At 40.8% G+C, this 24,871-nt stretch carries 27 protein-coding genes; 21 read left to right on the plus strand and 6 right to left on the minus strand.

Annotated features, from left to right (window positions below):
• Positions 1-78 precede the first annotated feature (78 nt).
• The 12 genes from ABVF21_RS17600 (at position 79) to ABVF21_RS17655 (ending at position 11,717) form a co-directional block, all read left to right on the plus strand.
• Positions 79-318 carry a hypothetical protein gene (locus tag ABVF21_RS17600; RefSeq protein WP_226615075.1) on the plus strand — a complete coding sequence of 80 codons (240 nt, stop codon included), beginning with the start codon at positions 79-81 and terminating at the stop codon, positions 316-318.
• A gap of 21 nt (positions 319-339) precedes the next feature.
• On the plus strand, positions 340-1,200 hold the full coding sequence (gene dapF, locus ABVF21_RS17605) for a diaminopimelate epimerase (RefSeq protein WP_303535538.1): 861 nt from the start codon (positions 340-342) through the stop codon (positions 1,198-1,200).
• Between the two features lie 327 nt (positions 1,201-1,527).
• Positions 1,528-1,884: a HesB/IscA family protein gene (locus ABVF21_RS17610; protein WP_283153732.1), complete on the plus strand. Its 357-nt coding sequence runs from the start codon at positions 1,528-1,530 to the stop codon at positions 1,882-1,884.
• A gap of 366 nt (positions 1,885-2,250) precedes the next feature.
• Complete coding sequence (locus ABVF21_RS17615) at positions 2,251-3,003, plus strand: sugar phosphate isomerase/epimerase family protein (RefSeq protein WP_303535540.1); 753 nt, start codon at positions 2,251-2,253, stop codon at positions 3,001-3,003.
• 129 nt (positions 3,004-3,132) lie between these two features.
• Positions 3,133-4,122 (plus strand): LacI family DNA-binding transcriptional regulator, encoded by a 990-nt coding sequence (locus tag ABVF21_RS17620; protein WP_303535541.1) that lies wholly within the window; start codon positions 3,133-3,135, stop codon positions 4,120-4,122.
• A 90-nt stretch (positions 4,123-4,212) separates the two neighbouring features.
• Positions 4,213-5,526 (plus strand): ABC transporter substrate-binding protein, encoded by a 1,314-nt coding sequence (locus ABVF21_RS17625; protein WP_303535542.1) that lies wholly within the window; start codon positions 4,213-4,215, stop codon positions 5,524-5,526.
• A 150-nt stretch (positions 5,527-5,676) separates the two neighbouring features.
• Complete coding sequence (locus tag ABVF21_RS17630) at positions 5,677-7,023, plus strand: carbohydrate ABC transporter permease (RefSeq protein WP_371018684.1); 1,347 nt, start codon at positions 5,677-5,679, stop codon at positions 7,021-7,023.
• Positions 7,024-7,059: 36 nt separating this feature from the next.
• Positions 7,060-7,887 carry a carbohydrate ABC transporter permease gene (locus ABVF21_RS17635; RefSeq protein ID WP_098444829.1) on the plus strand — a complete coding sequence of 276 codons (828 nt, stop codon included), beginning with the start codon at positions 7,060-7,062 and terminating at the stop codon, positions 7,885-7,887.
• 22 nt (positions 7,888-7,909) lie between these two features.
• Positions 7,910-8,629: a ThuA domain-containing protein gene (locus ABVF21_RS17640; RefSeq protein ID WP_371018685.1), complete on the plus strand. Its 720-nt coding sequence runs from the start codon at positions 7,910-7,912 to the stop codon at positions 8,627-8,629.
• 24 nt (positions 8,630-8,653) lie between these two features.
• Positions 8,654-9,682: a Gfo/Idh/MocA family protein gene (locus ABVF21_RS17645; protein ID WP_371018686.1), complete on the plus strand. Its 1,029-nt coding sequence runs from the start codon at positions 8,654-8,656 to the stop codon at positions 9,680-9,682.
• Positions 9,683-9,686: 4 nt separating this feature from the next.
• On the plus strand, positions 9,687-10,727 hold the full coding sequence (locus tag ABVF21_RS17650; RefSeq protein ID WP_303535550.1) for a Gfo/Idh/MocA family protein: 1,041 nt from the start codon (positions 9,687-9,689) through the stop codon (positions 10,725-10,727).
• 21 nt (positions 10,728-10,748) lie between these two features.
• A complete protein-coding gene (locus ABVF21_RS17655) occupies positions 10,749-11,717 on the plus strand; it encodes a sugar phosphate isomerase/epimerase family protein (protein WP_303535552.1) in 969 nt (322 codons plus the stop codon).
• 55 nt (positions 11,718-11,772) lie between these two features.
• Here the strand turns inward: ABVF21_RS17655 and ABVF21_RS17660 are convergent, their stop codons facing one another.
• Entirely contained in the window at positions 11,773-12,594 is an 822-nt protein-coding gene (locus ABVF21_RS17660; RefSeq protein ID WP_371018687.1) for an SDR family oxidoreductase, read from the minus strand.
• A 190-nt stretch (positions 12,595-12,784) separates the two neighbouring features.
• Between ABVF21_RS17660 and ABVF21_RS17665 the strand changes: the two genes are divergently transcribed.
• Positions 12,785-12,976 (plus strand): hypothetical protein, encoded by a 192-nt coding sequence (locus tag ABVF21_RS17665; RefSeq protein WP_303535555.1) that lies wholly within the window; start codon positions 12,785-12,787, stop codon positions 12,974-12,976.
• 49 nt (positions 12,977-13,025) lie between these two features.
• On the opposite strand, the gene ABVF21_RS17670 is transcribed toward ABVF21_RS17665, so the two are convergent.
• Positions 13,026-13,154: a hypothetical protein gene (locus tag ABVF21_RS17670; protein ID WP_371018688.1), complete on the minus strand. Its 129-nt coding sequence runs from the start codon at positions 13,152-13,154 to the stop codon at positions 13,026-13,028.
• 24 nt (positions 13,155-13,178) lie between these two features.
• The gene (locus tag ABVF21_RS17675) at positions 13,179-14,186 is read right to left on the minus strand and encodes an NAD(P)/FAD-dependent oxidoreductase (RefSeq protein WP_303535558.1); all 1,008 of its coding nucleotides are present in this window, start codon (positions 14,184-14,186) and stop codon (positions 13,179-13,181) included.
• 372 nt (positions 14,187-14,558) lie between these two features.
• Here ABVF21_RS17675 and ABVF21_RS17680 point away from each other — a divergent pair, with 372 nt between their 5' ends.
• The 5 genes from ABVF21_RS17680 (at position 14,559) to ABVF21_RS17700 (ending at position 18,583) form a co-directional block, all read left to right on the plus strand.
• The gene (locus ABVF21_RS17680) at positions 14,559-15,761 is read left to right on the plus strand and encodes an NAD(P)/FAD-dependent oxidoreductase (protein ID WP_194219018.1); all 1,203 of its coding nucleotides are present in this window, start codon (positions 14,559-14,561) and stop codon (positions 15,759-15,761) included.
• Between the two features lie 215 nt (positions 15,762-15,976).
• The gene (locus ABVF21_RS17685) at positions 15,977-16,459 is read left to right on the plus strand and encodes an NUDIX domain-containing protein (RefSeq protein WP_303535560.1); all 483 of its coding nucleotides are present in this window, start codon (positions 15,977-15,979) and stop codon (positions 16,457-16,459) included.
• 217 nt (positions 16,460-16,676) lie between these two features.
• The gene (locus tag ABVF21_RS17690) at positions 16,677-16,817 is read left to right on the plus strand and encodes a YuiA family protein (RefSeq protein ID WP_194219020.1); all 141 of its coding nucleotides are present in this window, start codon (positions 16,677-16,679) and stop codon (positions 16,815-16,817) included.
• A 737-nt stretch (positions 16,818-17,554) separates the two neighbouring features.
• A complete protein-coding gene (locus tag ABVF21_RS17695; RefSeq protein WP_194219021.1) occupies positions 17,555-17,872 on the plus strand; it encodes a YuiB family protein in 318 nt (105 codons plus the stop codon).
• Positions 17,873-17,995: 123 nt separating this feature from the next.
• A complete protein-coding gene (locus ABVF21_RS17700) occupies positions 17,996-18,583 on the plus strand; it encodes a 3D domain-containing protein (RefSeq protein ID WP_371018701.1) in 588 nt (195 codons plus the stop codon).
• 46 nt (positions 18,584-18,629) lie between these two features.
• Here the strand turns inward: ABVF21_RS17700 and ABVF21_RS17705 are convergent, their stop codons facing one another.
• Positions 18,630-19,439 carry a cobalamin-binding protein gene (locus ABVF21_RS17705; protein ID WP_303536202.1) on the minus strand — a complete coding sequence of 270 codons (810 nt, stop codon included), beginning with the start codon at positions 19,437-19,439 and terminating at the stop codon, positions 18,630-18,632.
• Positions 19,440-19,455: 16 nt separating this feature from the next.
• Entirely contained in the window at positions 19,456-19,938 is a 483-nt protein-coding gene (locus ABVF21_RS17710) for a divergent PAP2 family protein (protein WP_194219610.1), read from the minus strand.
• A 358-nt stretch (positions 19,939-20,296) separates the two neighbouring features.
• Here ABVF21_RS17710 and ABVF21_RS17715 point away from each other — a divergent pair, with 358 nt between their 5' ends.
• The 3 genes from ABVF21_RS17715 (at position 20,297) to ABVF21_RS17725 (ending at position 23,320) form a co-directional block, all read left to right on the plus strand.
• Positions 20,297-21,619: a Na+/H+ antiporter family protein gene (locus ABVF21_RS17715; RefSeq protein ID WP_303536204.1), complete on the plus strand. Its 1,323-nt coding sequence runs from the start codon at positions 20,297-20,299 to the stop codon at positions 21,617-21,619.
• Positions 21,620-21,741: 122 nt separating this feature from the next.
• Positions 21,742-22,338 carry a sulfite oxidase-like oxidoreductase gene (locus tag ABVF21_RS17720; protein WP_303536206.1) on the plus strand — a complete coding sequence of 199 codons (597 nt, stop codon included), beginning with the start codon at positions 21,742-21,744 and terminating at the stop codon, positions 22,336-22,338.
• 244 nt (positions 22,339-22,582) lie between these two features.
• Positions 22,583-23,320 (plus strand): PAS domain-containing protein, encoded by a 738-nt coding sequence (locus tag ABVF21_RS17725; protein WP_303536208.1) that lies wholly within the window; start codon positions 22,583-22,585, stop codon positions 23,318-23,320.
• 46 nt (positions 23,321-23,366) lie between these two features.
• On the opposite strand, the gene ABVF21_RS17730 is transcribed toward ABVF21_RS17725, so the two are convergent.
• Positions 23,367-24,755: an N-acetylmuramoyl-L-alanine amidase gene (locus ABVF21_RS17730; RefSeq protein WP_303536211.1), complete on the minus strand. Its 1,389-nt coding sequence runs from the start codon at positions 24,753-24,755 to the stop codon at positions 23,367-23,369.
• Positions 24,756-24,871: the final 116 nt, after the last annotated feature.

Here is a 24,871-nt window from a genome sequence, read left to right on the forward strand (position 1 = left end):
AAACGGAAGGCGAAGCGGTGTTGTTTTTTACCTGTTTTACGGTATACTTGTCTAAATAATAGACAGGGGGGATCACTCGTGAGTAGCTTTGAACATACATTGCCATATGATCGTATGATGGGGGACGTCTATGTTCCGCATTGTCCATTTTGTCATAGTGAGAATGTTTTAACGCCTATGACAGAACGAGATTACCAACAAGGTTGTGAAGAAATCAAAACAAGACTCGTGATGCCTTGCTGTAACGGCAAGCTCATGATTGAGAAAATTGATAGTGATTATTTCTGGACGACAGAAGCTGTTCGAAAGAGCCATTAAAATATAGAAAGAGTGAAAGCATTGCAAGAGATAACATATACAAAAATGCACGGTCTTGGTAACAATTACATTTACATCAACTTATTTGAGCAAAAGTTAGAAGAAAAGAATCTTCCTCATTACGCAAGAGAAGTATCGGATGTCTACACGGGTATAGGATCGGATGGAATGATTTTGATTTGCCCTTCCGATCAAGCAGAAGTGAAGATGAGAATTTTTAATAAAGATGGTTCTGAAGGGAAAAACTGTGGGAATGGCCTCCGCTGTGTAGCTAAGTATGCATATGAAAACAAGCTGGTTTCTTCAACGAAATTTGCAATTGAAACGCTAGCAGGACTTGTACAGGCAGAAGTTCATTTAGCGGGTGATCGTGTGGAAACTGTTACGATTGATATGGGCAGACCAGAGTGGACAAGAGGAAGTCTTCCTATGAAAGGAAATTCAGAAGACGAAGTGATTGATGAAACGGTGTTTTTTGAAGAAGAACCGCTTCAAATGACGGGAGTATCGATGGGGAATCCTCACATGGTGATGTTTGTCGATAATATAGAAAAGGCTCCTCTCACAACAGCGGGACCTTATTTTACAGATCATCAGCTATTTCCAGAAAGTATTAATGTTGAATTTGTTGAAGTAGTCTCTAGCAGTGAATACCATTTTCGGGTATGGGAGAGAGGCTCTGGTATTACTCAAGCTTGTGGAACAGGCGCGTGTGCAGCAGTAGTAGCAGGTGTATTAAATAACAAAACATTAAAGGGTACAGAGGTGACAGTTCACCTTGCAGGCGGCGATCTGAAAATTACGTGGGATGAAGATGATCACATCTGGATGACAGGTCCAGCAGTGACGATATCAACTGGAGTTTATTATATGGTGAAATAACTGGATATTTGTAAATGATAGGATACTGATATAGAATAATAAGTGGTTATAAATAGAAGGACCATTCAAGCCTCCGACTGTGAAAAGATACGGCGTGAAATTCTATGCGCAAAAATGACTCAAGCCGATATAGTACTTGCCTTGAATTACCTGGAACTATTGGCATATGGTCAAAAACCTGATAAGAAGCATAATCTGATATTACAGTTGAAATACAATCATTAGGCTAGCGAAGTGAGTATTTCTGTTTGATAGTGTTCAATTGTTGAGCTTAGTTCTATAGCACGATATACTAATAGTAGCATTACGGTGATTGGAGGGATTTAAATGATCCATTTATCTGAAGCTGCAGCAGCACAGGTAAAAGAAATGATGAAGCAAGAAGAAGGCGACAATCTTTATTTGCGCGTAGGTGTTAAAGGTGGCGGCTGTACCGGTTTAAGCTATGGCATGGGCTTTGACACAGAAATGAAGGAAGATGATCAAGCTCTCGACGCTCAGCATGGCGTAACGATTATTATGGATAACGAAAGCGCACCCGTTTTAAACGGTGTAAATATTGATTATAAACAAAACATGATGGGCGGCGGATTCACCATCGATAATCCGAACGCGATCGCATCATGCGGCTGTGGTTCTTCTTTTAAGACAGCGACAAACGCTGGTACGCCGGAGAATTGTTAAGAATTTAATATCGGATAGGGTGAGTCATTACCCTTAGTTTAAAGCTTCTCCAACGTTCAATTATTTATTGAACGTGTGGGGGAGCTTTTTTATTACTCTCTTTCCATTATAGGTTTTGCCTTAAACTCTCTGAACAATTTATGAGCTTTTTAAATGTAATTTTAATCGAGAGCACATAATGAAAAATTTCTTTTTTTATGTCTAAAAAAAGGGATTATAGTCGTTCCATCGAACACAGTGATGGTGAAGAAAATTTATCTTCTATGAGAGTCAACATTCAAACGATCAATTTGTAAATTTACAAATTGATCGACTTTGCCAGGAAGAATGGAATGTTTATTCTAATTATGAAAAGGAGTGTCACATATGACTGAAATTGGAGTTGGGTTACAACTTTACACATTGCGAAACGAATGTGAGAAGGATTTATTCGGAACATTAATAAGAGTAGAGGGCATTGGCTACGAAGGTGTTGAACTTGCAGGATTACATGGCCATGAACCATCAGTGGTGAAAAACAAATTAGATGAACTTGGGTTAAGCGTCATTGGACATCATATCCCAATTGAGCGAATTGAAAACGAATTGGAAGCTGTTATAGAGGAGCAAAAAGTACTTGGAAACAGCCGAATTATTTGCCCATGGCTTCCACCTGAAAGAAGAAGTCATGAGGACTTTTTAAAGATAGCTAAAATCATGAAGAATGCAGCGGAAGTTTGTACTGAGCATCAAATGGAATTAGGATATCACCATCATGATTTTGAACTTGGTCGAAGTATTGAAGGGAGTGAGCTGTTCAGAATTTTAGATGCGCATTCTTCCATTCAGGCTGAATTTGATATTTACTGGCTTAACCAGGTTGGTCATGATCCAGTTGAGTGGATGCAAAAGTTCTCAGGTAGAACACCAATCATACATTTAAAGGACCGATCGGATGATGAAAGAGAAGCAACGGCTATACTTGGCACTGGTAACATTGCGATTCAGGAAGTAGTGGAGCAGGGGCAGGCATGCGACGTAAAATGGTGGGTTGTTGAGCAGGACGAATGTGATGTTGATCCGATTGAAAGTGTGACTCAGAGTTATAAGTATTTAAGAGAAATACAGCTAAAAAAATAAAATGGTTAAAATATTCAAAAAATAATGTTGAAGATTCTGTGAACTTACGTTATGCTATTTGTAATCGATTTCATGAAATCGATTACAAACGAAGGGAGGGTCTTTTGTACTTTCTGAGGAGGATGAAACATGGCAACAATTGCTGATGTCGCACACTATACAGGTCTATCACGAGCGACTGTGTCACGTGTCATCAATGATTATCCACACGTAACTAAAGACAAGCGGGAATTAGTTCATAAGGCAATGAGGGAACTAGGTTACTTTCCTAATACATCAGCTAGAAACTTGCGAAATCGAAGAACAAATCTAGTAGCTGTGTTAATTCCAAGATTAACAAATCCGTTTTTTACACTGGTTCTTAATGGAATTGAAAGCGTAGCTGAAGCGAATGGGTTTCAATTGATCATTTGTCAGACGAAATCTAGTAAGAAGAAGGAACTCGAATACTTGAATTTGTTACAGACGAAGCAAGTTGATGGTGTTATTTTCACTTCGATTGAAAATAATTGGGAAGAAATTCAGCCCTACACGGCACATGGACCGATTATACTTTGTAATGAATATCATCATGATGCGACGGTACCAATGGTTCGATTGAATCAAGTTCAGGGGAGTTATTTAGGGACAAAGCATTTAATTGAGCGAGGACATAAGCGGATTGCTTATTGTATGGGCTCAACAAGCGGGTTGTCTAATGATCGCCGCAAAGGAGTCTTTCAAGCGATTGAAGAAGCTGGCCTAGAAATAAAACCAGAATGGATCTTCCAAGATACATATACAATGGAAGACGGCGTAAGAACGTTTAACAAAATTCTTGAATTAACTGAACGACCAACGGCTATCTTTACAGGTGGAGATGAAGTTGCAGCTGCAATGGTGAAGGAAGCAAAGCGAAATGGATTAGATGTTCCGAAAGATATTGCGATACTCGGATTTGACGATCAGCCAATTGCTAGCTTAATTGAGCCAGAGCTAACAACCATATATCAACCTGGGGCTGAAATTGGCGGACAAGCTATGACTATTTTTATTGACTGTTTAAAAGGGCAGTGTGAACGTACTACTCAAAGTGTTAAAGAATTACCACTATCGCTTGTTATTCGTAACTCTACATAACTTGCGATAAATGTAAGCGTTAACTTGTTTATTGAAATCGATTACAATTTTGAAATCGATTTCAACCAAATTTAAGGGGGATTTATTATTATGCGAATTATGAAGAATAGTAAACTACTTTTTATCGTTTTGGCTCTTATTCTAGTTCTATCGGCATGTAGTTCTTCAAACAATTCTTCAAGTAATAACAACAGCTCTGGTGATGAAAATGCAAGTTCAGGTGACGAAGAGAAAGTAACACTTGTTTATGCGCGTGGTAAAGATGCTACTGGATCAACTGATGTAATGGTTGAGGAATTTATGAAGCAAAACCCGAATATCGAAATCGAATTTCGCGAGATGCCGACCGACACAGGAGCACAACATGATGCTTATGTCACAATGTTGAACGCTGAATCATCAGAAATTGATGTATTCGATATCGATGTAATCTGGCCAGCTGAATTCGCTCAAGCAGGATATGTTCTTCCATTAGACCGTTTCATTGAAAAAGACGGTATTAATATGGACGACTACAACCAGGGACCAGTTACGGCAGCAACATTTAACGGAAAGCAGTGGGCGATGCCTAAATTCATTGATACTGGTATGCTATTCTATCGCTCTGACTTAGTAACTGAAGCTCCAAAAACATGGGATGACTTGATGACTCAAGCTTCTGAGCTAAAAGGTGAAGACGGTACGAAGTTTGGTTACCTCATGCAAGCGAAGCAATACGAAGGTCTTGTAACAAACGCAGTTGAATTTGTCGGTTCTTACGGCGGTGCGTTTATTGATGAGAATGGAGAAGTTGTTATCAATAGCCCTGAAGCGATCAAAGGTATTTCAAAAATGGTTGAAATCGCAAACTCTGATTTCGTTCCAGGTAACATCAATACGTTTACTGAAGTCGAATCTCATACTGCATTTATTGAAGGTCAATCTCCGTTTATCCGTAACTGGCCATATCAATTCGCACTTGCGAATGATGAAGAACAGTCTAAGATTGTTGGAAACGTAGAAGTAGCTCCACTTCCTGAAGGTGACGCTGGTTCTGCTTCAGCCCTTGGCGGTTGGATGGCAGCCATCAATAATTTCTCTGAACATCCTCAAGAAGCATGGGAGTTCTTGAAGTTTATGACTGGTAAAGAAGGACAAAAAATTGATGCAATTAAAGGTTCACACGCTCCAACAATCCCTGCTCTGTTCGAAGATGAAGAAATTATCGAAGCGAACCCATTCTTTGGAGAAGAAGGATTCCAAACAGCACTTGAAGCAGCGGTTTCACGTCCTGTAGCACCAAACTACCCTGAAATCTCTGAAATCATTCAAATTCACATTTCTAAAGCGATCGCAGGAGAAGAAACTCCTGAAGAAGCAGCGGCTGCAATGGAAAAAGAAATGAATGAAAAGCTAGAAAAATAATAGAGAAGGTCATTAGCCTTCACTACGAAGGCTAATCTCTTTCCTACATATTCTCTGCAAGAAATTTCGTAGTATCAAAAAGCGGTGTCTTGTAGCGATCGTAACTAAGTGAGCAACAAGACACTTTTTCCTAAAGAGAGGAGCGTTGGTATGCAGACAGATATCGATCCAAAAGAGCCTATTAAAGTGGACAACCAGCCCAAAAAGAAGAAAAAAAACGATGCGGTTGTAGGTTATTTACTTCTTGCCCCAGCACTAATTCTTATTCTAGCGATTTCTATTTGGCCAGTTTTCCAGTCATTTTATTTTAGTCTTTTCGACCTTCGTCTTAATGAACCAACGAAATCAGAAGTTCATCTTGATTACCAAATTGATCTTGATCGGTATTTGCAAAACTATCCATTTCTAGTTGGTGCAATTAACTCTGAAATTGACAATGGAAATTCAAGTGAAGAGCTTACTGAGATGAAGGCAACACTTGAGGATCTTGATGCAAGTATTAAAGAAAATCCTCAAGCTGCAAAAAACTATGATGTGATTAATGAAAAGCTTGATAAGTTTGAAAATATTCCTGACGACATGAAATACGTTGAAATCAACGAAAGTGTAGCAGAAGATTTTACGACTTCCGTTAAAGAAATCAATAGTAATTTAATGACAATCAATGAAGAAGGAAGTTTGGAAAAAGGCGATAAAATTGTAGGTTTGTCATCGGCTTTAACTGAAATTGTTGTTGAACCAAATTTCATTGGATTTCAACACTACAAAGAAAATTTAACTGATACACGGATGTGGAAATCTCTTTGGAATACGAGTGTATTTACATTTATTTCTGTTCTAGCAGAGTTAATTCTAGGCCTGGCGATTGCCCTTCTTATTAACAAAGCTTTCTTAGGACGAGGATTAATTCGAGCAAGTATTCTTATCCCGTGGGCTATTCCAACAGCTGTTGCAGCCCTCATGTGGAAGTTCCTTTATGATGGACAAAACGGTATTGTAGCGAAGCTCTTTGAAGATGTAGGATTGATAGATCGTATGTCGATGCTTCTCACTACGGATACAGGTGCAATGTTCTCTGTTATCTTCGCTGATGTGTGGAAAACGACACCTTATATGGCTTTACTTCTTCTAGCGGGACTGCAAACGATCCCATCCTCCCTCTATGAAGCCGCATCAATTGATGGAGCGAATAAATGGAAGCAGTTTGTAACGATTACATTACCACTATTGAAAACAAGTCTTCTCGTTGCTCTCTTATTCCGGACTCTAGATGCATTCCGAGTGTTTGACTTAATATACGTATTAACTGGCGGAGGTCCAGCGAATTCAACCGAAACGATCTCGATGCTCGCTTATACATTGATGTTTACACAGACAAACTTTGGTGAAGGTTCAGCTATTTCAGTAGTTGTATTCATCTGTGTTGCCATAATTTCTGGAATCTTTATTAAATTACTCGGTGCAGAACTAATAAACGATGGAACTGGAAAGAAATGAGAATGTATTTTATCATGAATAAGGAGGGACAGCCAGATGAATAAGAAAGCGGGACCGATGTTTTACGTTTTCCTAGTTGTGTTTGTTTTTGTTGTCATGTTTCCGTTCTTATGGATGCTTGCAAGTTCGATTAAACCACTAACAGAGCTCTTTGGTGAAAAAGCGTTCAATCCTTTTACCAATAACCCAACTCTACAAAACTATGTATCCGTTTTCGTAGATTATCCTTTCCCACGCTATCTTTGGAACAGTACCGTTGTGGCGACGATTACGACTGTGTACACCGTTCTAGTCGCTTCATTCGCTGCTTATTCCATCGCGCGTCTGAATTTTAAAGGAAAACCGATTATATTGGGGATTGTCTTATCTGTATCCATGTTCCCACAAGTAGCGACGATTTCACCAATCTATATTTTTCTGAAAAACTTAGGTCTTACAAATAGTTATCTTGGCTTAATCATCCCGTACACAACGATCACGCTGCCATTATCGATCTGGCTTCTCGTTACGTTCTTCCGTAAAATTCCTTTCGATCTTGAAGAAGCAGCGAAGATCGATGGAGCATCATTATGGCAAACGTATTGGAAAGTGATTATGCCACTTGCTGTACCAGGTATTTTTACAACAGCCATTCTCGTATTTATTGCAGCCTGGAATGAGTTCTTGTTTGCCCTTACGATTAACACGGCTGATAAGTTTAAAACGGTGCCGGTCGGAATTGCCCTATTTCAGGGTCAGTATACGATCCCTTGGGGAGAAATTTCAGCAGCGACCGTTGTTGTAACCGTTCCTCTTGTTATTATGGTTTTGATTTTCCAAAGAAGAATCGTGTCAGGATTAACATCAGGTTCAGTTAAAGAATAGATAAAAATAGGAGTGGATTTTAATGCTAAACGTAACCGTATGGAATGAAAATCGTCATGAGCAGAGTAGTGAAGAAGTGCGAAGCGTCTATCCAAATGGGATTCATGGTGCTATTGCAGAATTTCTAAAAGAAGATTTTGAAGTGAAAACGGCAACGCTGGACGAACATGAACATGGTTTATCTGAAGATGTCCTGAACAACACGGACGTACTTCTCTGGTGGGGACATATCGCGCATGAAGAAGTATCTGATGAAATTGTGAATCGCGTTCATCAACGAGTTCTTGATGGAATGGGGCTTATCGTTCTTCATTCTGGTCACTTCTCTAAAATTTTCAAGAAGCTAATGGGGACAGGCTGCGATTTAAAATGGCGTGAAGCGGATGAGAAAGAGAGAATGTGGATTGTAGATCCAACCCATCCGATTGCGGAGGGACTTGGTGAGAAAATTGATCTTGAGAGAGAAGAAATGTATGGCGAGCATTTTGATATCCCTGCTCCAGATGAACTTGTGTTTGTAAGCTGGTTTGAAGGCGGAGAGGTCTTTAGAAGCGGTTGTACATATAAGAGAGGACAAGGAAAGGTTTTCTATTTCAGACCTGGTCATGAGACATATCCAACCTATTACAATAAAGAGATCCAACAGGTTATGAAAAATGCTGTAGCCTGGGCTAAACCCACGACGATACCAAAACCAGTCTATGGAAATGCAAAACCGTTAGAAACCATCGCGTCTAAATAAGAGATTGATTGAGGAGGAGAAACCATGAATGAATTAAAAATTGGTGTTATCGGATGTGGGAGTATTGCGAAACACCGCCATTTACCAGAATACGCGGCAAATACACAAATAAAAATTGCTGCGGTATGCGATATTGTGAAAACAAGAGCAGATGAAACAGCGGTTCTTTACGGAGCAAAGTCCTATGAAAGCTATGAGGAACTACTGCAAAATAGTGAGATTGATGCTGTAAGTGTTTGTACGCCAAACTACCTCCATGCCCCGATTTCTATTGCTGCATTAAAAGCAGGAAAGCATGTTCTTTGCGAAAAGCCGATGGCAACGTCACGTGCAGATGCGGAAGAAATGATTGAAGCAGCTCGCGCAAGTGGGAAGAAGTTAATGATTGCTCACAATCAACGCTTCGTTCCTTCCCACGCAAAGGCGAGAGACATTCTAGCAAGCGGTGAAATTGGCAAAGTGTATAGTTTTAGAACAGCTTTTGGACATCCTGGACCTGAAGGTTGGAGTGTGGATGGGAAAGATAGTTGGTTCTTCGAGAAAGAGAAAGCATTTATTGGAGCAATGGGAGATCTTGGTGTGCATAAGACCGATCTTATCCGCTATTTATTAAATGAAGAGATCGTAGAGGTAGGCTCGTTTGTTGAAACAAGTGCGAAGGAGTTTGCTACTGTTGATGATAGTGCAGTGTGTATCTTAAAATCTGAAAGCGGTATTATTGGAACGCTAGCAGCAAGCTGGGCTTATACAGCGAGTGAAGATAATTCAACGATTATCTATGGCGAAAAAGCGATTCTTAGACTTGAAGACGATCCAGTAAATTCGCTTGTTGTTCAGTACCAGACTGGTGAAGTAGTGAAATATGAGCTTGGTGGTATTCAAACAAATGATAGCGACGGCCAATCGAGTTCACAAGTTATCGACAAGTTCGTAGATAGCATTGTGTCAGATAAAGACGTTCCTGTAAGCGGTATGGAAGGTATGAATTCTCTTCAAGTTGTTCTCGCGGCACTAGAATCAAATGAAACGAAGAAAATCGTTAACCTGAGGTGATCAAGTGAATAAATTACGTATGGGGATTATCGGGTCTGGCGGCATCGCCCAGTCCCGACATATCCCAGCATACCAGCAGCTCTCTGAACAAGTAGAGTTGTTTGGTGTTTATGATGTTGATTATGAAAAAGCGCAGCAGGTAGGGCTTTCTTGTCATATTCCTAATGTGTACGAGCATGTACAGGATATGCTAAATGAAGTAGATGCCGTTACGATTTGCACACCGAATAAATTTCATGCTGATCTAGCTGAGCAAGCTCTACTCGCAGGCGTTCATGTTCTCTGTGAAAAGCCAATGGCGATGACAGTTACCGAATGTGATCGGATGATTGCAGCAGAGAAAAAGTCTGGCAAAATCTTATCCATCGCTTATCATTATCGCTTCATGAAGGAACCGCGTGCGGCACGTCAACTTATTCAAGAGAATGAAATCGGTGATCCAATGGTTGCAAGAGTTCAAGCTCTTCGTCGCCGAAAGGTTCCGGGCTGGGGCGTGTTTACGAATAAACAGCTTCAAGGCGGCGGTAGCTTAATAGATTATGGATGCCACTTTCTTGATTTAAGTATGTGGCTGATGGGAAACGCGAAGCCTGTTGAAGTGTCAGGAACAACATACAATCGTTTAAGCAAAACGCCTGAACAAGTGAACCAGTGGGGAGCATTTGATCACGAGACGTTTAATGTGGATGATCATGTCACGGCATATATCCGTTTTGATAATAATATTTCTATGCTCTTTGAAACATCCTGGTCAGCCAACATTGCAGAGGACAAAGAGTCTGTTAGTATCTCCGGTAGTAATGGGGGTCTCGATGTTTTTCCATTTCAATTAAATAAAGCTCAGCACGGCATGCTTTTTAATACGAGCAGTCAATGGGTACCAGGAGATGAGGACCCAGGATTGCCTCAAGCTGCGAATTTTGTGAACAGCTGTCTTGGACTAGAGGAACCGATCGTAAAATCGGAAGAGGCGAGACGGGTGTCACAAGTAATTGAAGCAATTTATGAAAGCTGTACAACTGGGAGAAGCATTCGACTTGATTAAAAACATAAGAGGAGTGGTCCTATGAAACTAGGTGTATTTACTGTACTATTCTCAGATAAGTCATTCGAAGAGATGCTCGATCATGCGAAAGAATCTGGACTTAAAGCGGTGGAAATCGGAACGGGAGGTTATCCAGGTAATGCTCATTGCAATCTGGATGAATTGCTCGAAAGTGAAGAGAAGCGCTCGGAATATCTTGATAAAGTTCATTCAAGAGGACTCGAAATTAGTGCGTTTAGCTGTCACGGAAATCCTATTTCTCCTGATAAGAAATTTGCTGAGGAGTGCCACGACACTTTCGTTAAGACTGTGAAATTAGCATCGGCAATGAATGTTCCGGTAGTGAATACATTCTCAGGAACGCCCGGTGATAGCGAAGAAGCGAAAAACCCAAATTGGCCAGTAACGCCATGGCCAGCGGAGTACTCAGATATTTTGAAGTGGCAATGGGAAGAGAAACTAGTTCCTTATTGGAAAGAGTGGGGGCAATTTGCTAAGGATCATAATGTGAAAATAGGTCTTGAGCTTCATGGCGGGTTTCTTGTACATACACCTTACACGATGCTTAAGCTTCGTGAGCTAACGTGTGACGCAATCGGTGCAAATCTCGATCCAAGTCACATGTGGTGGCAAGGAATTGACCCTGTCGCAGCCATTAAAATTCTTGGAAAAGAAAATGCGATCCATCATTTCCATGCGAAAGACACGTATATCGATCAAGATAATGTGAACATGCATGGATTAACAGACATGCAGCCTTATGGAGAAGTGAAGACACGAGCATGGACGTTCCGTTCTGTTGGTTGTGGACATAGTAATCAAGAATGGTCTCACATGATGAGCGCACTTCGTACATATGGCTATGACCATGTTGTAAGCATTGAACACGAAGATCCAATCATGTCTATTAACGAAGGCTTCCAAACGGCTGTTAAGAACCTTCAATCTGTTTTAATTGTTGAACAGCCAACGGAAATGTGGTGGGCTTAAGTTTATTCATAAAGAAACCCCGATGCTCGTTGCGTCGGGGTTTTGCTTCCTTGTCTTACTCTGTTTCCTTTTTCCATTGCTCATCGATTAACATCTTACCAGGCCAAGTATACGCCATAATACCACCATCAGCTGTAATATCCTCACCTGTCACATAAGAACTATCATCAGATGCTAAGAAAAGAGCGACCTTCGCCATTTCATCCGGGCGGCCAAGTCTACCAAGTGGTGTAACCCACTTATTCGCATCTCTAAATTTCTGACCCATTTCTTCTTCTTTTGAACCGGCAAGCTCATCAATTAGTGGCGTTTCAATCGTACCAGGAGAGAGAGAGTTTACTCGAATTCCCTGCCTTGCATAGTCGATTGCCATGGCTTTCGTAAAGTTAGTAATACCGCCTTTTGCTGCGTTGTAGCCTGAACGATCAAGATCAGCTGCTCGACCTGACATCGAAGACGTATTAATAATTGATCCGCCGTTCTCCATCATAAGGGGAAGTAAGTATTTGCTTGTTAAGAAAGTACCGCGCAAGTCAACTGAAATAATGCGATCGAACAATTCGACTGGGTATTCATGGACTTTTCCACCTTCCTGGTCAACCCCTGCGTTATTAAAGAGAACATCAATCGTGCCATATTCCTCTTTTATTTTGTTAGCAAAACTCGTTACGCTTTCCTCACTTGATACATCAACGTGAAATGTTTCTACATTCCCTCCATTGTTATTCAGCTTCTCAGCTGTTTTATTCATCTCTTCTGTATTAACATCAGCACATAAAACCGTAGCTCCTTCTTTTGCGAAAAGCTCAACAGTGGCTTGTCCAATTCCAGTTGCAGCACCAGTAATTACCACTGTTTTATTTTGTAATCTACTCATTGATAAGTCCTCCTGTAAACAGATTATTTAAGTCTATTTTGGGTTTACCCGCTTCAAAAATAAAATAATCACAAGGAATGTGCTGTAAAGAAAATATTTTTCATGGAAAAATACGGTACTAGTGTAAACTATTTGTCATATCTCATGAATTCTGACGGTGATAAAATGACTGTATAAGGAGGGGATTTTGTTGTTTACATTAAAGATACATGAAGAGGGATCTGGAGATTTAGAGACGGAGAATTTTGAAGTGCGCTATCAGGCTAATGTTGCTTTTAAAGAAAAAACACTCGCATACTCTAATCGTTCAGGGCGTTATGAAATTACGTTGAATGGTTCAGGTGGAGAAATTCTAGCAACCAAAGTAGGGCTTGGATGGTAAAAACATACATATTAAAAACCCCGTACAAGTGTACGGGGTTTTTAACGTCTTAGTGAGAAGAATGGAAAAGGTTTTGTTTTACGATTTTCCAGTTCGGCTTTGGCGTATCTTTAAGACTTTTATAAAGAGAGAAGCCAAGACCTGCTATCATCACGATGATAAAGAGAGTCTCATCCATGTTTATCCTTACCTTTCGTAGAACTTACTTTTTTTTGTCGAAAAGGCTAGTACTATGAAGCGGCTGTACCTTTGCATCAGGATCCATATAGGATTTGGCATTGTTAACAGCTGTTGGTGCTTCACCAAATCCAGAGGCGATAAGCTTCACTTTGCCGTCATATGTAGCAACGTCACCAGCTGCATAAATACCAGGAATGTTTGTTTCCATTTTGGAATTAACAACAATGGAGTTCTTTTCAATCTCAAGACCCCATTCTTTAATTGGTCCAAGAGAAGAAATGAAGCCGTAATTCACAATAACTGCATCCACGTCTTTAGTAATTTTCTCCTCACCTTTAACTTGCTCGAGAACAACCTGGTTAATGCGTCCTCCATCACCAATGAACTCAGTAATGTTATACGGCGTTTGAATGTTCACCGAAGAATTCATGAGCTGTTCAACGCTGTGTTCGTGAGCTCTGAATTTATCACGACGGTGAATGAGCGTTACTTCCTCAGCAATTGGCTCAAGCATATTAGCCCAATCCACTGCTGAATCTCCTCCACCAGCAATAAGGACTTTTTGTCCTGCAAATGCTGTGAGATCATTTACGAAGTAGTGAAGGTTCTTTCCTTCATAAAGATCAGCACCTTCTACTTTCAAGCGACGAGGTTGGAAGGCCCCAACACCAGCAGTAATGATAACCGCTCGAGTATAATGCTCTTCTCCCGTGTTTGAACGAAGGTAAAGAGTGCCGTCTTCTTGTTTTGTTACTTCTTCCACAGACTGCTCCAAAGCAACCTCTGGTTGAAATTGATTCGCCTGTTCGACAAGATTATCGACAAGATCTTGTGCGAGAACTTTTGGAAAACCAGCAACGTCATAAATGTATTTTTCAGGATAGAGTGCAGAGAGCTGCCCTCCAAGCTGTGGCATACTTTCAATAATCTTTACTTTAAGTTGGCGCATACCACCGTAGAATGCGGTAAATAAGCCAACAGGACCTCCACCAATAATCGTTATATCATAAAGTTCATGTTGGTCAGTCATAAGTCAGTCCCCCTATAATTTATTCAATGTGCTTTCATTATTATAATCATAATAAAAACGGAACTAAACCCCTAAGGTGAAAACACCTCTAGAACTTTCATTATAAAGGTTGAAAAAGGAAAAAAAAAAGAATATGATTAGAATGGAGCGTCAGATTTGATAATTTTATGACAAAGTGCGGGCTGGATCACCATTTTTTTTCGATCTAGAACGTGAAATACTTAACAATGTCTCTTGATCCTATTTATTTTTGTTTATTTTGAGAAAGAGATTCCTTATATTTAGCGTTTATTGACGTTTCACGATGGGGCAATGCAGGGAAATCTACAATATGTCCTAAAAAAATACCGATAAAAGGTGGATGTGATTCAAGTGAGTAGGCCAAAAATCGCAATTTTAGGTGCAGGGTACGGCGGTATTATGACAGCAGCTCGTCTTCAGAAAGAAATGGGAACAAATGAAGTGGAAGTTACGCTTGTGAATAAGCATGACTATCATTACCAAACAACATGGCTTCATGAACCAGCTGCAGGAACAATGCACCATGACAAAACAAGAATTATGATCAAAGATGTCATTGATATGAACAAAATCAAATTTATTAAAGACACAGTCGTAGAAGTAAAGCCGGATGAAAAGCGCGTCATTCTTTCTAACGGTGAACTTGAATACGATTACCTTGTGCTAGCACTTGGTTTTGAACCAGCTACGTTTGGTATTAAGGGTCTTAAAGAAAATGCTTTCAGTATTCGTAGCGTAAACTCCGTTCGAAAAATTCGTGAACACATTGAATACCAGTTCGCAAGCTACAATAATGAGTCTAAGCGTCGCGATGATCTTCTAACTATTATTGTCGGTGGCGCAGGATTCACTGGAATTGAATTTGTTGGTGAACTCGCTGAACGTGTTCCTGAACTGTGCAAAGAGTTCGATATCCCTCGTGATCGCGTTAAAATCATTAATGTGGAAGCGTCCCCAACTGTTCTTCCTGGTTTTGATGAGGAGCTTGTAGAATACGGAATGAATCTACTTGAACGTAAAGGTGTGGAATTCCGTACCAGCACAATGATCAAAGAAGTAACAGAAGACGGCGTTATTTTGGGTGAGGATGAAGAAGTAAAAGCGGCGACAGTTGTTTGGACTGGTGGCGTGCAAGGTAACTCCATCGTTGCAAATTCTGGCTTCGAAACAAACCGCGGCCGTGTTCCTGTTCGTAAAGATCAGCGTACACCGGATTACGATAATGTTTTCGTTGTTGGAGATTGTGCTCTTCTTATTAACGAAGAAATCAATCGTCCATTCCCTCCGACGGCTCAGGTTGCGATCCAGGCTGCTGGAGCTGTATCTAAGAACTTATTAAGCCTTGTGCGCGGGAAAGAGCTTGAAAGCTTTACTCCTGACATCAAAGGTACGGTTGCTTCACTTGGTAAAGGCGAAGCGATTGGTAAAGTTGGGAATAAAAAGCTTTATGGTAGCACAGCGTCTGCTATGAAAAAAGTGATTGATAATCGCTATCTCTTCATGCTTGGTGGGCCAGGGCTTGTCTGGAAAAAAGGTAAGCTTAAGCTATTTTAAGATCATTCGATAAAGAGGGCAAAGACGTCATGTCTTTGCCTTTTTTTGCTCTTATGGAATGATTCATTTGTGATCAGCGTAATAAGAAAAACGAAGGCGATCGTCATAAAGGAGATGACGATCAGCCAAGTTTTTCTAATCTATTCAATAGAATAGGGGCTATAGTAAAGTCTATGAACGTACTACTTTATTTATTCCAGGGGGAGGATTTCGATTTGACCGAAAGAGGAAAAGTATGGTTGGCAGCAGCAGGCATTGTGGAATTTGAGGGGAAGTATCTCGTCGTGATGAAGAAGTATGGTGGTTTAAAAGAGAAATGGTCTTTTCCTGCTGGATTTGTGGATCCGGGTGAAACGGTTGATGAAGCAGCTGTCCGAGAAATTTTTGAAGAAACGGGTATTGTTGCGGAAACGACTGGAATAGCAGGAATTCGTTCAGGTGTCATTAACAAAGAGGTAAGTGATAACCTAGTGGTTTTTTATATGAGAAGAACCGGAGGCACGCTAACGTCCGAAACGAATGAAATTGAAAAGTGCCGATTTTTAACAAAGGAGGAACTGCTTACTGATCCACGTACGTCGTCTATGATTCCTTCTTTTCTGAATGAAATGGATCAGTTTATAACGGAGATGAATCCTGGAAATCAATTTCAGTACACGTCTTACAAATTGTTATATTCGAGCTTCAATAAAAAGTGAAAAATTCAAGACGAATCGAGACACCTCTGTTATAGGTGGAAAGGTCCGATTTGTTCACATCACCTACTAATGGTTGAAATGGTTTGATAAATGACGAAATAATCTGATAACTAATGATGTATTCGCTTACACGGGCTGTCAATGTGAAATTTGGTGTTTTTCTTTTTCGGCGATTCTTGATATATTATCAGAAAATTACAACAAAGGAGTGGTTGATGTGAGAAGACAACAAAATAAGGCGAAAGCAACTGATTGCCCTTATTGCCAGGGAAAGGGGTACTTTCAACTACTTCTTGGTGGATCGGAAACATGTGATAACTGTGGAGGAAGTGGAGCAAAACAAAATCCAACTAACTAAGCGTTTGAGAGCGCTTAGTTTTTCTTTTGGTTCAATATAAGAATGGATAAAATGGGTTGAGGTCTAGCTCCAGCGCCCAGGTCCTCGAGTCGCTTCAGCCTTTCAATTGAACACAAAGACCGTGTTCAATTGAAAAGCTTCCAGCGCTTGTCGGACCTACCGGGCGCTTGCGCTTTGCTTTGATCTAGCTCCAGCGTCCAGGTCCTCGAGTCGCTTCAGCCTTTCAGTTGAACACAAAGACCGTGTTCAATTGAAAAGCTTCCAGCGCTTGTCGGACCTACCGGGCGCTTGCGCTTTGCTTTGATCTAGCTCCAGCGCCCAGGTCCTCGAGTCGCTTCAGCCTTTCAGTTGAACACGAAGACCGTGTTCAATTGAAAAGCTTCCAGCGCTTGTCGGACCTACCGGGCGCTTGCGCTTTGCTTTGATCTAGCTCCAGCGCCCAGGTCCTCGAGTCGCTTCAGCCTTTCAGTTGAACACGAAGACCGTGTTCAATTGAAAAGCTTCCAGCGCTTGTCGGACCTACCGGGCGCTTGCGCTTTGCTTTGATCTAGCTCCAGCGCCCAGGTCCTCGAGTCGCTTCAGCCTTTCAGTTGAACACGAAGACCGTGTTCAATTGAAAAGCTTCCAGCGCTTGTCGGACCTACCGAGCGCTTGCGCTTTGCTTTTGTTCACCCTCTGTTCATTGACTAAAATGGGACAATCCAGTAAAATAACAATGATTACTCGGGGGTGAAACGATGGCGATTCCACAGCTGATTATTTCGATGCTGCTGTTTATTGTGCTTTTCTTTGGAATTGGATTCCTGCTTAACATGCTTCTTCGCTCGACATGGATTATGGCAGTTGTCTATCCTGTAATCGTTATCATGATTATTGATAACGTTACGTTTTTTCAATATTTTTCCTCACCAGGTTCATCATTTAAAGCGTTAGGTACTGATCTTCTTTCACTAGGAAGTGCCGATGCAATTATTTTAACTGCTGGACTTGTTGGAGCTGTGTTCGCAGGTGTTGCGATCAGAATGCTTCGTGTAAGAGGATATCAGATGTTTTAAAAGCTTCGCCAATTGTTGGCAGAAGCTTTTTATATGTGTAAAAGTACATTATCTTGATGAATAGGTTTTCACTTCTCTGGAAATGAATAGATCATGAGAGGAGTGGAAAATGTGCGATTTATCATGCTGATCGCAAAAGGTATGATCTTTACAGGACTTTTTGCAGCAGCGTTGCTATCAACTTATTTATTATTATCGGGTTTATCAATGCAAGATGTAACGAAGTGGATTTTTCCTCAGCAGACTGTACTCAGTGAAGAGGATAGGACAAGCCTAGCGACGTCTCAGGATTGGTCACAGTATCCAACGCATACCGTAACGGCTACAGGCTATACGGCAGGTGAGGAATCAACAGGGAAAACACCTGAGCACCCTGCATATGGCATCACCTATTCTGGAGTAAAGGTAAAACGGGATCTCTACTCTACGATCGCTGCCGATACGTCCCTCTTTCCAATTGGTAGTGTACTCTTTATTCCTGAGTATGGCTTTGGGGTTGTAGCAGATACAGGAAGTGCAATAACTGGGAAGCGAATTGATCTCTATTACGACACAGTTAATGATGTTTATAATGAGTGGGGGAAAAAGACCCTCGACGTATACCTGATCGAAAAAGGTGATGGAACCTTAACGGAAGAAATGTTGTTAACGTTGAATGAAGAAGAGTCGATGCAAGTCTTCAGACAAGAGTTAATGAGTGAGAAAGAATAACAGAAGCTACAAAACGTCGGAGAGTATTCTCTCCGACGTTTTGTGTTTACCTCTCATTTTCTAAGAAAGCATCTTCCCCTTCAAAAGAGGGATAGCGATTAGGATGAAGAATGGCTGCAAGTTTGACGAGGCCGGTCATTAAACGTGGTGAAGGGCGACAATAAAGCCATTCTTCAAGTACATGAATGGGACTTTCTTGAAGCTTGTCCCAGTCCTGACGTTTTTGAACGATTTTTGGATTTACTTTATTCTGTCGAACGCCAACCCAGGCAAGACAAATATGGTCTGGTCTTCGATTTACGACATCTGCCCAATCTGTTTGAACAGAAGCGAGTTCCACATCACGAAAAGAATTTCTCGCTCCTGCCAGTTCACTAATCTCAGTTAACCAGTTTGTTTTACCAGGTGTGAAAATGGGCTTTGGCCACCATTCCCAATAAATATCCGGCTTTTCTGGGATTTGATCACTGATTTCCTTGTACTCCTGAATCAATTTCCTGAAACGATTGGAAAGAGAGAGGGCTTCCTGCTTTTTATTTGTAAGCCCTCCAAGAGTAACGAGATCGTTACAAATGTCCTCAAGGGAATTGGGATTTAATACTGTATAAGATAGACCAAGTTCGTCCATGCCCTCAATATTTTTCTCCATTCCTGGAACGCTCAGTGATGCGAGAATAAGGTCTGGTTTCAACGCTTCAACTTGCTTCAAATCAATTGAAAGATCGGGACCAAGACGTGGGAGACTTCTGATTTGTTCTGGCCAGTCTGAAAAGTCATCAATACCGACAAGCTGATCTGTTAAACCAAGGTAGGCACATAGCTCAGTATTACTAGGACATAATGAAACAATTCGCATTTAAGTCCTCCTATATTTAAGCGATTTGAAAAGCGTAGTATAAAATTAAAGTTGAAATAATTCCAAGCAAGCCACCAACGAGAACTTCGATTGGCTTATGCCCTAATAGCTCTTTTAATTCTTCAATTTTCTCTCGTTCTTGCTTTTGCTGCCAATTTTTCGCTTCAGAAACGAATCTATTGAAATTAAGAACAAGCTGGTTTAGTACAATGGCTTGCTCTCCTGTTTGTCTGCGAACACCGGTTGAATCAAACATCACAATAATGCTGAACATCGCTGCTACGGCAAATATAGGAGAATCAAGGCCAGTCTCAAGTGCAACTCCTGTCGCTAAAGCTGTCGTAGCGGCGGAATGAGAACTTGGCATCCCTCCTGTTGCGTTGAAGAGGGACCAATTAATTTGTTTCGTTGCAATAAAATAAATCGGTACTTTCAGAAACTGGGCAAATACAACGCCAAATAGCGCTGCCCAAAGGGGGAAATTTAGCAAAATATCCATGAGTGACAACATCTTCCTTTCTAAACTGATCCTATGAATGGTGTACCCGAAGAAATTTACTTTCAATCGAGTGAATGATTGAAGTAATGAAGATTGGTTGAGGATAAACTATCAAGTCTTTGCTCATTTGGTGGTTCATTTCGATCTTTGTGAATGAAACCCTTACCTAACTTCCATTTCAAACAAAGAATATTATGCATAAAATTGTCAGTCTATTATATCATATCCCTAAGAAGTTGTGACTTGCCACATGGTAAGATAGGGAAGCACCAGCGTCTTCCATTGACACGATTGCTCTTTCGTGTTAACTTATTAGTGATTTACCAAACTAAAGGATTGATTGAAAGGTTGTTAAGTTATGAATGCCGTTATTCTTGCAGTTCTCATCATGCTAGGGCTAAGCCTTTTTCGTATACATGTTGTCATTGCACTTGTTATTGGAGCGATCGCAGGTGGTTTATTAGGAGGACTTTCTCTTAATGATACAATCGAAGCGTTTAGTTCAGGACTTGGAGGAGGAGCGACTGTTGCACTAAGCTATGCGTTGCTAGGTAGCTTTGCTGTAGGTCTTACTCGCACTGGACTTCCTGAATTAATTGTTGAGCGTGCTCTAAAGCTGGTTAACCGTCGTGGAGGAGATCGGAAGAAGGGACTTGCTAAAGTTCTTATTCTCTTTGTCATTCTTCTCATCTCATGTTTCTCTCAGAACCTAGTACCTGTTCACATTGCGTTCATTCCCATTCTTATCCCACCTATTCTTCAGGTGTTAAATGAACTTGGAATGGATCGTAGAGCGGTAGCAGCTGTTTTGACTTTTGGACTAACCGCACCATACATTCTGTTACCGGCTGGTTTCGGTAAAATATTTCACGAAATTCTTCAGTCGAATATGGCTGATAGTGGCATGGAAATTGAACTTTCCTCTATACCGACAGCTATGCTATTGCCAACAGCAGGTCTCGTCGTTGGTCTCCTTATTGCGGTCTTCATTTCATACCGCAAGCCAAGGACGTATAAACAGCTATCTATTGCTCAGGAAGATACATCTGAGACATATAGTTATTCAAATCGCTCCATCCTATTTGCAATTTTATCTGTTGTCGTTACCCTTGCCGTTCAGATTCCAACTGAATCAATGATTCTAGGCGCACTTTCAGGTATTATCGTCCTTTATATTACGGGGAGCATTCGTTTGGCTGAATCTGAAGCGATTTTAACAGACGGTATGAAAATGATGGCATTCATTGGTTTTGTGATGCTTGCAGCGAATGGGTTCGCTGAAGTTCTAAGACAAACGGGTGAAGTTCAATCGCTTGTAACACAAGCCTCCGGATTAATAGGCGATAATAAAGCGCTAGCGGCTCTTTTGATGTTAATCGTCGGATTGTTTATTACGATGGGAATCGGATCATCATTCTCAACCATTCCAATTATTGCAGCGATTTATGTTCCACTTGCTATGGAATTAGGATTTAGCCCAATGGCAACAATTGCGCTTGTCGGAACTGCCGCCGCCCTCGGAGATGCGGGTTCTCCTGCATCAGATAGTACATTAGGCCCTACATCAGGACTAAATGCAGATGGTCAGCATAATCACATTTGGGATACGGTTGTCCCAACGTTCTTACACTATAATATCCCGCTTATCTTATTTGGCTGGATTGCAGCTATGATCTTTTAACTAAGAAAAACACGGAGAGTGCTCTCCGTGTTTTTCTTTTTGCTTATTATAGAGCATTCTATAAAAGAAGGGTCGGTGTATTCTGTTACACTAAATAAAACAGCTATGAAATGAGGTGGCGTATGTACTTTGGTAAAGTAAAGGAGCAAAACAGCGATCGTGTTCCTCCTAATCAACGCGTAACGAAGGGATGGCCAGTTCTACACGTTGGTGACGTTCCTTATTATGAAAAAGATCTTTCAAATTGGGATTTAAGAATAGGAGGCCTCGTTGAGCGCCCTACGGTTCTAACCTTTGAACAGCTAATGGCTCTACCTGAGACGTCACAAACAAATGATATTCACTGTGTGACGGGCTGGTCGAAGTTTGATAATGAATGGGAAGGCATTGCAACACGGACGATAGCAGATCATGTAGGCATTCGAAAGGAAGCTAGGTTTGTTATGTTAGAGGCAGAAGAAGGATGGACTACGAATCTTCCGCTTGAAGATTTTCTTGCAGAATCGAGCCTTCTTGCTTACAAACATAACGGGAAAATGTTAACCCCAGAACACGGCTATCCGATCAGAATGGTAGTGCCCCATCTGTATTTCTGGAAAAGTGCGAAATGGATTCGCGCAATTAAATTTCGGTCAGAAAATCAGCAGGGCTTTTGGGAACGGAATGGTTATCATATGTATGGTAATCCGTGGAAAGAACAGCGATTTGCTTGGGATTGAAAACTGCCTTTTTGGCAGTTTTTTTTGTTCAGAATGTTACTAGATTGGTGAGAGTTTTGTAGTAGACAAAACGATTCGTTTACAAAAACAGGGAAATGAAGATGGGTGTAGAATTTAGATAGTTATAATAAATAGGAATGGGAAAGCTTGAAGCCCTATAATAGACTGACAGAGATGTAATGGACGAATTGAGTGCCGATCTTCTCCTTTTGTTTCATGAGCCTGATCTAATAGGAGTGATATAGTGAGTATAGTACAGGATCATATATTGAATCATATATCATGTGGTATTTTAGCGATCGACTTAGATTTTCGCATCATACACATTAACGAAGTAGCGGAAAAGATCCTAAAAGTTAAGCGTCAAGATGTGTTAGGGGAAAATGTATACGAAGTTTTCCCCTTAGCGCCAGAAGAAGTGCGCCATGTGGAGCGGACGATTGAAACGGGTGAAGAGTTTTTCATTGAAGCTATGCCGTATAGCTGGGGAGTTTATAACCTGTATTTAACCATTCAAACGAGGGTTTTACGAGAATCTGATAAAATGTATGGAGCAATGGTAGAATTCCGGGATATGACTCTTTTGTATGAAAAACAAGAAGAACTGATTGATCGCATGGAGAACATGGCAGTGAACGTAATCCCTCTTATGGATCAACTGGGATTATTACCTCTTCAACCTGTTGTGGAAGAAGTAGGTTTTCAATTCCTTCTTGATATAGGACTTCAAAAAGTAGCTGATATGAAGGTGAATACACTTATTATCGATTTATCGTCTGTTACCTCTCTCAATCAAGAGTTTTCTGAAATGATGTTAAAGTTATGCAGCTCATTGAATCTCCTTGGGGTGGATATAATGATTACTGGGGTACGTGCAGAAACGGCGATAAAGTGGATTTCATCTGGAACGGATTACATAAAAACAACCTATCATCCACACGTACAGGCTGCTATTTCAAAGTATAAAAATAGCCGGTTATAGAAAAAGAGCGTTCTCCTAAAGCGGGGAACGCTCTTTCATCTAAATGTTAAATTTCAAGGTTTTTGAGTGTCGTTTGCAATGTTGCCTGTTCTTTTTCAAGTTTGACTAATGCGGTTTCGATCATTTTTTTGTACAAAGAGAGAATGAGCTCACCGTACTTGGAACCAGGAACAGCCCACTTTCCATTCAATGCCTGCCATGTTGTGGCAGAGCCACGTGTCACAAGATCGAATCTTGGATCAACTTTTTCGTCCCATGCCGGAAGAGGAGAGGTGGAAGCATATGCATAGAGGTGTTGGATATGAGCAAGAACGCCAGTCGAAGCATTTGGAAAGGTGGCACCTGTTGCTCCGCCTCCGGTCGCTCCAATTCCCGCGAAATTATTTTGCTCTGGTTTCACATCGCCAGTAAAACGAAAGAAATTTGTTTCGTGAAGTGCCTGAGCATAAGCAATATCACCGCGAATGGAATATTTCTTACTATGGGCCAAATATAGGGCAGCAAGGTCTGGGGCTCCAGGATTAATGGTTCTTGTATAAGCATCCATTTGCTCAGCTGATAACACCGCATTGCCCTGTATTTTATAACCTTTGTCTGGAACCGGCACCGGGTCCGGTTCCACCACAGGCGGGTTTCCTTTTTCAACTAGTATAAATGTTTCTATACCTGCTTTGTTTAACTTTTCTGCTAAGACTTCTGCATTTTCTTTTTCCTTAAATGCGCCAACTTGAATGCGGTAGATTGTTTCCTTGTTGACGACAGTGGTGGCTATAAAACCCCCAAAGCCTTTTTGGATTAACATGTTGAGATAGGTTTCTGCATTATCTCGCTTGCTAAAAGCTCCCGCAATCACTTTATATAAAGTGCCATCGACCGGCTTAGGTTTTAACGGAAGTTTCATGGCGGTTGCAGTTGCATCAGCAATGACAGTCGATATGTCTGTCATAAATGCAGGGTTGGTGAGGAGTTTAAGGTCTTTTTCACTATCAACAAATAACACTTCAATAAGCAATGCATTCATTTTGGTTTCGCGTAAGACATGAAAGTTGGCGCGTTTTTTTCCGCGATCCAAAATGTTGTATTTCTTTAATATCTCAGTTGAAATTTTGTTGTGAATGGTCGATTGTAGTTGGACGGTTTCATTTGGAACAGTGCCATTATAGATATATGTTTCAAACCCGCTACCCCCTGCAGCATTATGGTGAATGCTAAGATAGAAATCAGCTTTGATCGCATTTGCAAAATTTGTTCTAGGTTTTAAGTCAATGGTTTTATCGGATTCGCGTGTTAATGCCACTTCTACTTCGTATTTTGAAAATAAACGATCTCTTACCATACGACCAATAGCAAGGTTGAAATTTTTCTCTTGATAATTTTTATACGTTGCACCAGGGTCTGTACCACCGTGCCCTGGATCAATTATGATTAACGTCAAGTGACTCCCTCCATCATTGTCGGATACTATTAGTATATTTATACCAATTCAATCTGTCTGGACAAACCGTACAATTAGGAGGAGTTTCTTGAAAATAGGCTTTTTACCACAGTACA

Origin of the sequence: Pseudalkalibacillus sp. JSM 102089 (assembly GCF_041366475.1) — a bacterium.
Classification (GTDB): Bacteria; Bacillota; Bacilli; order Bacillales; family Guptibacillaceae; genus Guptibacillus; species Guptibacillus hwajinpoensis_B.